Annotated in this window: 13 protein-coding genes; 4 read left to right on the top strand and 9 right to left on the bottom strand. The window is 37.2% G+C overall.

The genetic code is table 11. From position 1 onward, the window contains the following. Positions 1-579: 579 nt before the first annotated feature. The 6 genes from AC3ISB_RS10885 to AC3ISB_RS10860 form a co-directional block, all read right to left on the bottom strand. The gene (locus tag AC3ISB_RS10885; protein ID WP_480338874.1) at positions 580-885 is read right to left on the bottom strand and encodes a hypothetical protein; all 306 of its coding nucleotides are present in this window, start codon (positions 883-885) and stop codon (positions 580-582) included. Positions 886-1992: 1107 nt separating this feature from the next. After that, a complete protein-coding gene (locus tag AC3ISB_RS10880; protein WP_489276373.1) occupies positions 1993-2361 on the bottom strand; it encodes a hypothetical protein in 369 nt (122 codons plus the stop codon). Positions 2362-2403: 42 nt separating this feature from the next. Further along, positions 2404-2553, bottom strand: a complete 150-nt coding sequence (locus AC3ISB_RS10875; RefSeq protein WP_489276371.1) for a hypothetical protein — start codon at positions 2551-2553, stop codon at positions 2404-2406. An 84-nt stretch (positions 2554-2637) separates the two neighbouring features. After that, positions 2638-3006, bottom strand: coding sequence for a hypothetical protein (locus AC3ISB_RS10870; protein ID WP_489276370.1), 369 nt, complete (start codon positions 3004-3006; stop codon positions 2638-2640). 48 nt (positions 3007-3054) lie between these two features. Continuing rightward, complete coding sequence (gene tatA, locus AC3ISB_RS10865; protein ID WP_489276369.1) at positions 3055-3282, bottom strand: twin-arginine translocase TatA/TatE family subunit; 228 nt, start codon at positions 3280-3282, stop codon at positions 3055-3057. A gap of 57 nt (positions 3283-3339) precedes the next feature. Next, positions 3340-3471: a hypothetical protein gene (locus tag AC3ISB_RS10860; RefSeq protein ID WP_480338870.1), complete on the bottom strand. Its 132-nt coding sequence runs from the start codon at positions 3469-3471 to the stop codon at positions 3340-3342. A gap of 333 nt (positions 3472-3804) precedes the next feature. Here AC3ISB_RS10860 and yyaC point away from each other — a divergent pair, with 333 nt between their 5' ends. Continuing rightward, on the top strand, positions 3805-4377 hold the full coding sequence (gene yyaC / locus AC3ISB_RS10855; RefSeq protein ID WP_141993318.1) for a spore protease YyaC: 573 nt from the start codon (positions 3805-3807) through the stop codon (positions 4375-4377). Positions 4378-4471: 94 nt separating this feature from the next. Here yyaC and AC3ISB_RS10850 read toward each other — a convergent pair whose 3' ends face one another. Next, positions 4472-5782, bottom strand: coding sequence for a CitMHS family transporter (locus tag AC3ISB_RS10850; RefSeq protein WP_141993319.1), 1311 nt, complete (start codon positions 5780-5782; stop codon positions 4472-4474). Positions 5783-6034: 252 nt separating this feature from the next. Continuing rightward, positions 6035-6898, bottom strand: a complete 864-nt coding sequence (locus AC3ISB_RS10845) for a LysR family transcriptional regulator (RefSeq protein WP_214773876.1) — start codon at positions 6896-6898, stop codon at positions 6035-6037. Between the two features lie 148 nt (positions 6899-7046). Here AC3ISB_RS10845 and AC3ISB_RS10840 point away from each other — a divergent pair, with 148 nt between their 5' ends. Together AC3ISB_RS10840 and AC3ISB_RS10835 are read left to right on the top strand one after the other, a co-directional pair. Beyond that, a complete protein-coding gene (locus tag AC3ISB_RS10840; protein ID WP_098373099.1) occupies positions 7047-8174 on the top strand; it encodes a 2-methylaconitate cis-trans isomerase PrpF family protein in 1128 nt (375 codons plus the stop codon). A 57-nt stretch (positions 8175-8231) separates the two neighbouring features. Next, positions 8232-8378: a hypothetical protein gene (locus tag AC3ISB_RS10835; RefSeq protein WP_169803979.1), complete on the top strand. Its 147-nt coding sequence runs from the start codon at positions 8232-8234 to the stop codon at positions 8376-8378. Between the two features lie 644 nt (positions 8379-9022). Here AC3ISB_RS10835 and tcuA read toward each other — a convergent pair. Beyond that, entirely contained in the window at positions 9023-10570 is a 1548-nt protein-coding gene (gene tcuA, locus AC3ISB_RS10830; protein ID WP_353617862.1) for an FAD-dependent tricarballylate dehydrogenase TcuA, read from the bottom strand. 232 nt (positions 10571-10802) lie between these two features. On the opposite strand from tcuA, the gene AC3ISB_RS10825 reads away from it, so the two are divergent. After that, positions 10803-11663 carry a LysR family transcriptional regulator gene (locus AC3ISB_RS10825; protein ID WP_489276367.1) on the top strand — a complete coding sequence of 287 codons (861 nt, stop codon included), beginning with the start codon at positions 10803-10805 and terminating at the stop codon, positions 11661-11663. Positions 11664-11710: the final 47 nt, after the last annotated feature.

Here is an 11710-nt window from a genome sequence, read left to right as displayed (position 1 = left end):
ATGTCATTCAATTAAATCGCAGATTTTTGGATGAATAAAAAAAGAGGGAATATCTCCCCTCTTTCTATATGTTGTTAATATACCCTATGTCCACATAGCTACAAGTTTGATGACCTTCCCTTCCTTATTTGTATATGCTACTCGAATCGTTTTGCAAAACACACTCATTCTTCCCGATGATATGGTCAATAAGCATAACAAATAAGGGGGTAACCGCAGCGACATAGAAATTATCTATTTTTAACGGATTACCGATACGATACCAGACAGTTGTCGTAACTACTGCAAAGAGCATTCCCAATACTGCACCTCGGCCACTGCTAAAACGCGGTAAATAAATCATCAAAACAACAATGACGGCTAGAGTGGTTCTTAATGCCCTAGCAAAGCAGACCGTGCTTAGTATATCTGGAGCGAAGATCGCAAATGGAATGGGAATCGGCCCTATAACAATTGTGGCAGTCCTAGCAAATCGCAGTGATTTCTATTCATTATTTCTTTATTAAAAATTGGATATAGAAGAGAGCTAAAGTTAAATTACCAAAAAGAACCCTTAATGTTTTTCCTAACCCTTCTCAGTTAATCTTGGATTTTTCCATTAATGACAACACACTTCCCATTTATAGGTTGCTTTATCAGCCTTCCATCCTTGATGTATACAGTGTAAGTATTATTGACTTTAGCATCTAATCTTGCTAGGTCTCCCATTCCTGCTATGATATTTTTGACAGCTTCCCTCTTCAGATTATTCATAACTTGCTTTTTCCATTGTTCCCGTTTGTTTTTTTGTATATTTTCATCAACCATCAGGATCCCATCCTTCTTGTTTGATTTATGTCTTCTCCGATAATAGTGTATTATTTTTTTATCATCTTTGTTACCCATCTGCTTTTCCTTATTGGGTGATTTTATTTTTAACAGCACAGGTTACGGTAAAATTAAAAAATATACAAGTAAAGGGGATAAAATAAAATTGCTTACGTAGTGATAACAAGAAAATACATAAAAACAGGATGCAACGGAAAGTTGCACCCTGCCTGAAAAAGGGGTTTGCTTCATTTCGAATCAGCATAAATTCTCTGCGATAAACACCTCATCTACTTTAGAGTAAATACTGGTATCTGACTAGAGTTTACCATCCAAAGCTACCATCCCCTATATCTTAAAAGTTTCATCAACTTTCAAAGCATAAATGACAATTATTGAATGAGTTTTCTGCTTTTACGTGCAAGAGAACCATCTCCTTGCTCGAATCGATTTTTTAATGAAGCTACCAGTAGTTAAGTTAAATGTCTTTAACCGACACCTCATTTACTATATGATGTGAATCATACGTAATCAGTAGCCCCTTCTTCTTTATTTATAATGACCATCAGCGGTTAAAAAATAACTGGTTGTTTATGGATATCGAGAATGTTTAAAAGCAAGTTATAGCTATATAATGAAATTTGGTGAATGAACTCATTAGTACTCTTTCAAATGATTTTCAGTAAATAAAAAAGGCTGCACCGTCTACACTAATCTAAAAGGAATAAATTATTTTTTACCCTTTTTATTCAGGAACTTATATAGTTGAATAAAAACCCTATTGATTCATTAGTTAAAGAATATTTTTATTGGTTCCATTGATTTCGGAATGGGATGAGTCTTCTTTGTTATTGTCTTTTTATCAGTTTCTGAAGGTTATTTTCATGGTAATTTAAGTGAAATTCTTCGTTATCTCAAAGCATGACAAATGCTTTGCTCCCTAACGATCCTTTTTAGCACATTATTAGTGGTTTTAAGCTAAACTAAACAGATAAACTCTACACTAAGTTCAACTCACGTCAGTGGAAATGGCGGGAAATGACCAAAAATAAAAAGGCCGCCAGTCAGTTAGTTTTCACCGACTTTCTGGACAGCCCCTTGCAGTCTTTACTTTATCATTAATATAGAAAGGACAAAGCGAAGAACCTCGCTTTGTCCATACCTCATAGCATTATGAAGACTCGATTATTGCGCTTTCAAATCTGCACGATAATCGTCTATAATCGCTTGTATCTCTGGATCTGCCGGAACATTTGTAACGTCGTAGAGGAATCCATCGGATTCAACCAAAGTCATTTTGGCGTCAACGACTTCAAAAGTCAAATTCAGGCGGCCTAAATAATGTTCTTGTTCTCCGCCAGCTTGAGTAATTGGCACCATCAACTCTCCTTTGAATTCGTATTCGGGAGTTTCGATGACCTTGTGTGTATCTGCCCCGATTATCGCTGAAACTTCGGGAACCTGAGCCAGCTTATGATCTTCAGGATTTCCGGCGTGCGAAAGGACAATGTTAACGTCTGACTTTTCACTCACTTCAGGAAGCAACTCATTCAACGCTTCAACCGGTTCGATGAAATCGAGGTCTGCAACATCATTCTAACCGCGAATTTCCGGCTTCATCGATGTAAGGCCAATCATGCCGACTTTAACGCCAGTGAAAGTAAAACTCTTCCAAGGTTTGACATTATGTATATACTTTCCTGTTTCCCTGTCAATGACATTACCAGTAAGGATGGGAAAATTCACTTTGCGGTGGTAATCCTTTAACTGTTCATAACGGCTGTCCGGTGTGCCCTCCCCGGCAGGGTAAACGCGGAAGTCCGTTGTTTCCTAGAGCCATGCATCATAGTCCAAAGCTTTCAAAAGAGACGTTTCCAACTCTCCTCGACCCGCCTGAAACGCGCCGCGCAGGAAGAGATCCCCGCCATCGACGAGAAGCACATTCTCCTCTTCATTTCGCACATTTTCAATGATGGTGGCATACTTCGCAATTGAATTGTGATGAAGGGTTCCATCATCCAGCGTGACGATGTCATCCAGATGACCATGAAAGTCATTCGTCTGGAGAATGGTGAGTTTAAACTTCTCTCCCTCCTTGAGCTTTTCCTCCGCATCTGCCGCAACTGGCTTTGCGACAAAAGCGGCAGCCATCGCCAGTGAAAAGCAGCCCGTCAAAAATATCTTCCCCATTTTTTTCATACTATTTCCTCCAAGCAAATTACTCTATTAAATTGTAAAACAAGTTATTTAGTTTCCAGTCTTTTCGGATTTCTCAAGAGCTACTAGTTTATTTTTTTCTTCAGAGTTAGTTTTTTCTTCTTTGTCATTGCTGATCAAATCATTTGTTACTTTTTTAAATTCTTTTAAAGTGTTTCCAAAAGCACTTCCAATTTCCGGTAATTTAGAAGGCCCAAAAATGATTAACGCAATGACTAGAATGAGAATTAGGCCAGGGATGCCGATACTAGATAACAAACGTCTCACCTCCTATACCATGATGGTTTGATAGTACTCAAAAAATGCGTTCATTACTTATAAAATGGGCATACCATGACGCTCTAAAGCTGCTGCTTCCAATATGGACATGCCTTGTTCTTCTGCGAATGCAGTAAGTTTGTCCAAAACAACAGGAGCAAGACTTGCTGGCGGTAGAGCCTGGTTCATAGCTCGTCTACGGGTAGAATTTCTGCGTGCAAAAGGTCACCATTAGGCATGATATCACCAGTTCGTGAAAGCATAATTCTACCCGAATCTAATGAATTTTTGGAAAGTGGAATCGGTTAAAGCCATGCTATATAATTGATCTAGAAATATTCTAGTTGTAAACCTACTCCCACTTCCTCGCCAAATAAATTAAAGGGCATGTTTTGAAGTACTTCCATTTTTCAGAGTGTTGAATACTAATAATTTAAAAATATCCATCAGTCTCAAGCATATGCTCATATTTATATGCATGATATCTTTTTAATTCGTATAATAGAATAAAGGGGAATCAAAATGAGTCTAATTTACAAAAAGAGGGAGCAGATTTGTTCTGTGGAACCAAAAGGCGAAGAAATAAACTGCTTAGCATTAAAAGTCAAAGAGATTATTCAATCTTCAGGATGTCAAAATGAAGATGTAATCTTTCTGTGCATTGGTTCAGACCGATCAGTTGGGGATTCATTAGGCCCTTTAGTCGGGACAATGCTAAAAGAACATACGGTGCCTTATCGTGTATACGGTACTTTGGAATATCCCGTTCATGCATTTAATTTAAAAGACACGTTGAAAGAAATTAAAAAACAATTCAAAAAGCCTCTTATTTTTAGTGTGGATGCTTGTTTAGGGGATCAAAACCAGGTCGGTTATGTTTTCTTGAAGAATGGACCACTTGTCCCAGGGAAAGCTTTAAAAAAAGTATTACCTGAAGTGGGAGACTATCATATTATAGGAATGGTAAATTATATAGATCCGCTGCCAACGATGCAATTTTTAAATGATACTCGTCTATACACGGTTATGAACCTGGCGAATAAAATCGTAAAAATCATTACTCAAGCGACCGGCGAGACTTCTAGACCTTATTAAAAGAATGGGCTGTCCCAAAAACCACTAATAATAATTGGTTTTGGCACAGCCCTAATTTGTTTAAGTTCGGAGAATTTATTAGATAACGTTATACTTAAATAATAGCCCCTGTCAAGATAGCAACAATGATAAGGACTAATGAACAAATTAGAGCCCATTTAAATGCATACCGCTGTAGTTCCCCGATATCTGTCTTTACCATCCCTACCAGTAAAAGAGTCGAGGCCACGAGTGGACTTAAGAAATGTACAGGCTGGCCCAGTACGGAAGCTCTGGCAATTTCTAAAGGACTCACCCCATAAACTTCTCCTGCTTCGGCAAGAATCGGCAAAACACCAAAGTAGTAAGCATCATTAGATAAAACGAACGTAAATGGCATACTTGTGAACGCAACGACCATCGGTAAAAAAGAGCCTAAAGAATCCGGAATGATGGCCACTAATGAATTTGCAATGGCGTCTACCATTTTCGTTCCGGAAAAGATCCCTGTGAAAATACCAGCCGCAAATACTAATGTGACAACGGTTATAGCGTTTCCTGCATGTGACACGATTCGCTCTTTTTGCTGTTCTAAATTAGGGTAATTAATGATCGAAGCAAGCACAAACCCGATTAGAAACAACACCGGTACCGGTACTAAGCCCATTATAAGAACGACCATGACTGTGAGCGTCAACAAAAGATTGACCCATATTAATTTAGGGCGCTTTAAATCGACTTGTATGGCGGAAGCTACCGCTGCTTCAGCAAAAGCCCCTTTCATTTCAGGTGCAGATTTGATATAAACAACGCCAAGCCTTTTGCGCTCTTTTTTACCAAGTACATAAGCGGTAAAAAGAATAGCTGCTATTCCTGAGAATAGTGTTGGGATAATCGGGACAAAGAATTCATTTGCATCCAGACCTAAAGATGCTATTGCTCTTGTTGCAGGTCCTCCCCAAGGAGTCATACCACTCATAATACTGACAGCCAGCATAGAAATAGTGGCAAGAATAAGTGGATTCATACCAAGTCGTAAGTAAAGAGGCAGCATAGCGGAAATCGTAATCATATGAGTCGTGGTACCATCACCATCTAAGGCAACGGTCATTGCGATTACTGCTGTTCCTATCGCTATTTTAACCGGATCCCCTTTTACGATTTTCAACATAGTTTTAATAAGTGGATCAAATAATCCAGCGTCAATCAGGACTCCGAAAAACAAAATAGCGAACAATAGCAAAGCGGCTGAAGGTGCGACAACCTTTATTCCATCGAGCATCATATCTCCGAGCTCTGGACCAAATCCGCCAATTAATGCAAAGATAATTGGAATGACTACAAGAGAAGTAACAGGTGATAACCGTTTAGACATGATTAAATAAGTAAAAACAACGACCATTGAAATTCCAAGTAACGTTAGAATATGAATCCCCTCCTATTAAAGAAACCGCTTACAAATCAGATGAAAAGTTTGAATAGTTAAAAAATACAACATATTATTTTCTGTTTCTCTGTTGCTTTGTTTTTCTATTTTTAGAATAGTTCATATCATTAAATAAGTGAAATACATATTTTTTGTACTTTTTCGAAAAAAAAACTTATAATCCATTTTATATTAAATTAAGAAATCAAAAAAACACAATGAAATTGTCAATAATTTCATTGTGCTTTTTCGTTATAGATTGGAATTTTTATTCAAGAAATCAATAAAGTTTTTCACAGTAGAGAGTTTTAATGAATCCTGGTTATACATTAACCATGTATTTCTTAACACCGGCTTCCCATTTTTGTAGGATAACCCGTATGTATGCAAATTATCTGAAGGCTGCAGGCATATTTCTGGCAGAATAGAAACACCAAGATCATTTTTGACCATCTCTTTGCACGTCTCCTGCCGATCTGTTTCCATAGTTACAAATGGTGGCTCTGGGAATCTATCATGCCACCAGCCATTTATTAAGTTTTTTAAAGAACTGTCGGTTTTATAATTTATGAATGGAAGTTCTGGCAAATTATCCAAGTCTACCTCTTTCTTAGAAATTAAACAAAGTCTTTCTTTATGCAGTAGCGATTTGATTCCATACCATTCATAATTTCCACGCAGAATGCCTAATTGAACACTAGAGGAATCCAGAAGATGCATGATTTCAGTACTCCAGCCTGTATTCACATTAAATTGTACATAAGGATATTGTGTTGAAAACTTTTTCAATATTTCTGGTAGTTTATATTGGGCAAAGTTGCTGGAAACGCCAAGCCTTAACGTTCCTCTTACCTCATTTTTCATATTCAGCATATAATCTTTCGTTTTTTGCAACTTTTTCACCATTTCTTCCGCATAGCCCGCTAAATGTATCCCTTCTGAAGTGAACTCAATGCCTCCTTTTATTTTGAAAAATAAGTTCGTGCTAAATTCTTTTTCTAAATTTTTAAGCCGGTACGTTAACGCCGGCTGCGATATATATAAACGCTCTGCGGCACGGCTAATGTTTTTTTCTTCATAAAGTACCCTTATCGCAATCCAATCTTTTTCGTCCACTTAACCATCTCCCCCTTTGTAGATTATAAGTTTTTTTATCATTTTTATTAAAAAAATATGTATTTTACTTATGAACAAACTTATCATACTATATTTTCAAAGGAACCGGTAGTGCTATAAATATTGGTTGAGAAAAGGTGGTTATACAATGAAAGTACCTGTAGTTGTAATGCGCGGCGGGACAAGTAAAGGTGTGTTCCTTAACTATGAACATATGCCTTCGAATCCCTTACACTGGGAAGGTTTCTTACTTGACGTGATGGGCAGTCCGGATCGGAGACAGATTGATGGTCTTGGAGGAGCGAATTCATTGACAAGTAAAGCAGCGATTATCAAAAAATCAGATTCACCAGAATTCGATGTGGAATATACATTTGCTCAGATTAGTATCGATAATCAAATGGTTGATTTTAAAGGAAATTGTGGAAATATTTCATCTGCTGTAGGACCTTACGCAATTGAGCAAGGATTAGTCCCTGCAAAAGAACCTGTTACAACGGTGAAAATTTTTAACGTGAATACACAAAAATTGATTATTGCAGAAGTAGAGGTTGAAAATGGACATGTAAAATCAGAAGGATGCTGCTCAATTCCTGGGGTGCCTGGTAAAGGATCACCTATCTATCTTTCTTTTACTCGTGCAGAAGGAGCAGTTACAGGAAAACTTTTCCCTACAGGAAATCCGATTGACATGATTAAAACCAAGGATCGACTAATTCAAGTTTCAATTATTGATGTTGCCAATCCACTCGTTTTTGTAAGGGCACAGGATATTGGTCTAAGCGGAAGCGAATTGCCCACTGATTATTCACAGGAAAAATTAAATGAACTGGAAGAAATTCGGTCAATTGCAGCTGAAATGTGTCAATTTTCCGATAAGAAAACAGCTACTGTCAAATCTCCTGCTGTACCTAAAATGACCCTAATTGCTCCTCCTATGGATTACGTCGATCTAAACGGATCGGAAAGAAAAGCGTCAGAGATGGATTTGATGATCCGAATGATGTCCATGCAAAAGCCCCATCAAGCGCTTGCTATTACAGGAGCCATCTGTGCAACAGCAGGGGCTTACTTACAGGAAACGGTTTTATCTGAGATGGTAAATATTAAACACGAAATTTTTCGATTAGCCCACCCGGCCGGGATAATGGAAACAAAAGTTGATTTCTTGGCAGGACACATACGCGCTATTAAAGTGGTACGCACAGCAAGAATCATTTTGGAGGGATACGTGTACACGAAAAAATATTATGAGCTTTCCTATCAATTAGCTTGATTTGAATTGATCTGCAATTACAGCAAAAAAATTTTCTATCACTTGGAGGCTTGTCAAATGTGGGTCATCACTGTCTTTTTAAAAGAAAATATTAAAATATTTGAATTTGACACAGAAAAAGAAGCGAAAGAACTATTCAAAAATATGAAAGGCACTAAAATTCTTTCCGAAATTGTTTACTTCAATGATCCTTGTTTTGTATAAGTGAGACTTCAAAAGAGCCCAGACTCTAATGTATTTCACCTAAACCATGTCTTCAAATTTAATAATAAACTAGGATTGAGAATAGAAGTGAATTTCCCCAGATAAGCTAAAACCCCTATACAAATTAGGGTACAGATACTGAAATCAAATTTTTATGGTTACTATAGTATTTAAAAAAAGCTACTTACTATCTATCATTTTGTTTAGAGAAAAATACCAATAAACAAATCCACTACCCTTTTTCATGCTGAATTTTAGCATCGGAGTGATCAACAGCAATATAACTGGTAAATTGATAAGTTAGAACTGGCTTCATGCACGTTAATGCCCATCTGATCCATTCAAGCTGGTGCTAAACTCGAAAAGCTAGTAATGAAGAATCTTATTGTCTGGCCATCAGGACGCTTAAAGCTATACAATCACTCCACCTGAAAAAATTCCAATAGATAAACTGTTACTAAGTTTGACCTTTTATATACCTATATGATATGAGTTTTAGTCAAAGCATACAGAATTTTTATATTTTAAAATACCAAACAGCCAAGGACTTTTTTAAGCCTTGGCTATTTTTCATTCTTCTACTACACGTAACTCTATTATTTTTTGGACACATTCTTATCTAATAAACCATTCATGGAAAAGACTCAGTGATTATTGATCGTTTCAACCTTTTCTTGAGTATAGCGGGCTGCGGATGAACCAGCTAATTTTCCAAAGACTGCTCCAGACATTAACCCGGATCCACCAGGATAGTTTTCATAAAAAATCCCCCCAATCATTTCACCAGCCGCAAAGAGACCTTTTATCGGTTGTTCTTCTTTGTCTAACACATGACCCGTTGTATCTACATGCAAACCACCGAACGAGAAGGTGATTCCGCACGTTACAGGGAAAGCATAGAATGGACCTTGTTCAATTCGAAGTGCCCAGTTGGATTTAGGAGGGGTAATTCCTTTCGTTCCTTTGCCATCTTTCTCTGCAGGTCTATACTCGCCATCTTGTACGGCACTGTTATACTCTTCGATCGTTTTAAGAAATTGTGTTTGATTGACCGGCAGTAAACTAGCCAACTCCCCAAGCGTATCTGCTTTATAAATAGTCGCTTCTTCAAGGTCATATTCTTTACGCAGCATCGGGCGTACCTGTGCATCATAAATTTGATATGCCACATGTCCAGGCTGTTTTAATACCTCACGGCCGTATTTGGCATAGGTGTAATTTCGCAAATCTGCTCCTTCATCAACAAACCGTTTCCCTTCATTATTAAGCATGACGCTGTAAGGATAAGAATGCTTTTTAAAAATATCTCCCGGCTTCGTGAAGTCTCCTACTTTTGGCGCATTATAATCAGTCCCAATAGAATGACATCCAGACCACTGCCCAAATTTTTCAGCCCCAACTGCCATAGCCATGGAAATGCCGTCTCCTGTGTTGAACTCGGTTCCACGAACAATAGCCGCTTCCCATTCTTCACCAATATTTTCACTTCTCATTTTCTTATTGGCTTCAAAGCCGCCACAAGCCAAAATCACACCGGATGTCTGAACAGTTACCATTGTATGATCCTTCTCCACAACGACACCGGTTATTGTGTTATGCTCTGATACAAGCTCCACAGCACGTGAATCGTACCAAACGTCGATGCCGATTTCTTCTGTCCGCGCAAAGAGCTGTCTCATTAAGCCAACGCCTTTATCCTCCGTTTTGATAGGCAGTCCCCCCCAGAAATTGCGCTTTCCATCTTGTACGAAAGATTGATTTTCATAATTCAATTCAAATTTTATTCCCTGATCACGCATCCACGTAATTGTTTCATATGATCTAGAAACCAGCTGTTTTGCTAACTCAGGATTACTTTGTCCACCTGTTACTCGCATTAGATCATTGTAATAATCGGATTCCGAGTATTCAGGCATTACAATTAAATCGGATTCTTCATCTGTTAATTCAGGTATTATATTTCTGATTGCGTCCAAATTATTGTATGCAACACGAATGGCTCCATCCGTGAAGAAAGAGTTCCCTCCACGCTTTTCCACTGGTCCTCGTTCTAACACAAGAACTCTAGCACCGCCCTCTTTTGCTGAGATTGCGGCACATAAAGCTGCGTTTCCTGCCCCTACTACAACTACATCATAATTTTGTGTATTTGACATTTTTACCCCTCCTGTTAAGTAGTGATAACTCTTCATGTAAATAATAAGTGAAAATAATGAATAAAAATAATATTGTTTTTTTATTCATTGCCATAGAAAAATTTTATGAAAAAATGCAGGAAACGCAAACTATTGTGAGTCTATTGATTTACATAAAAAGATAGATTTCTTTTATTCATTAGTTGTATTATACTTTTAGAAATCAAATAAATTATTATTATTTACAATTACCCATAAATATTTTTTATGGTTAAAGGAGAAAAATTTTATGGATGAAAAAGACTGGCTTATTTTAATTACTCTTTACGAAGAAAGAAATATAACAAAGGCAGCACAACGACTATTTATTTCTCAACCAGCTTTATCCTATCGTATAAAACAGCTGGAAAAAGAGTTCAAAACAAATTTAATCTCTAGAGGCAAAAGAGGTGTCGAGTTTACAATTGAAGGGGAATACCTAGTTAAATATTCGAAAAATATGCGTAAGCAATTAGGAGCTGCAAAAGAACACATTTCAAATTTGGATGAAAAAGTAAAAGGAACTTTGCGATTGGGTGTATCTGGCTTGTTTGCCCGATATAAACTGCCAGTATTATTAAAAGAATTTCTAACACTATATCCAGAGGTTGAAATTAGTTTGAAAACTGGATGGAGTTCTCAAATTCATCAAATGCTTCAAAAAGAAGAAGCACACCTCGGGATAGTTAGAGGTCCTTACAAATGGCAGGAAAATAAAGTGTTATTTCAAGAAGAAAAGATTTGTATTGCCTCCAGTAAAAAAATTGAATTAAAAGAACTTCCTTTTCTTCCTAGAATTAATTATCAGACAGACCAATCGTTAAGGAATACTATTGAAAACTGGTGGCAGGAAACATTTGCGGTACCACCTAAGATTTCAATGGAGGTAGATCGGATTGAAACATGTAAAGAACTGGTTCTTAATGGTTTAGGATATGCCATTTTACCAGAAATCTGTATTAAAAATGATGAACCACTGTATACTTTCCCCATTGTATTAAGCGATAATAGCTATTTGCTTAGAGAAACTTGGGTTTTTTATCGGGATGTGACTATGGATTTGGCACAAGTAAAAGCATTTATTGATTTTCTTAATGATTCTAAACAATAGAAATAAGACGAATCGAAATAAAACTAGTACAAAGGAAGAGAATTAAT

It is taken from the genome of Peribacillus sp. GL_122 (genome assembly GCF_057835005.1).
This window is presented reverse-complemented; position numbering and strand designations above follow the sequence as displayed.

What these genes read in the sequence shown, in the direction of transcription:
- yyaC (WP_141993318.1), top strand. Translation starts at nt 3,805, where the DNA reads ATGAGTCTAATTTACAAAAAGAGGGAGCAGATTTGTTCTGTGGAACCA.
- AC3ISB_RS10840 (WP_098373099.1), top strand. Translation starts at nt 7,047, where the DNA reads ATGAAAGTACCTGTAGTTGTAATGCGCGGCGGGACAAGTAAAGGTGTG.
- tcuA (WP_353617862.1), bottom strand. Translation starts at nt 10,570, where the DNA reads ATGAAGAGTTATCACTACTTAACAGGAGGGGTAAAAATGTCAAATACA.
- AC3ISB_RS10870 (WP_489276370.1), bottom strand. Translation starts at nt 3,006, where the DNA reads ATGAAAAAAATGGGGAAGATATTTTTGACGGGCTGCTTTTCACTGGCG.
- AC3ISB_RS10860 (WP_480338870.1), bottom strand. Translation starts at nt 3,471, where the DNA reads ATGAACCAGGCTCTACCGCCAGCAAGTCTTGCTCCTGTTGTTTTGGAC.
- AC3ISB_RS10825 (WP_489276367.1), top strand. Translation starts at nt 10,803, where the DNA reads ATGGATGAAAAAGACTGGCTTATTTTAATTACTCTTTACGAAGAAAGA.
- AC3ISB_RS10835 (WP_169803979.1), top strand. Translation starts at nt 8,232, where the DNA reads ATGTGGGTCATCACTGTCTTTTTAAAAGAAAATATTAAAATATTTGAA.
- AC3ISB_RS10885 (WP_480338874.1), bottom strand. Translation starts at nt 885, where the DNA reads ATGGGTAACAAAGATGATAAAAAAATAATACACTATTATCGGAGAAGA.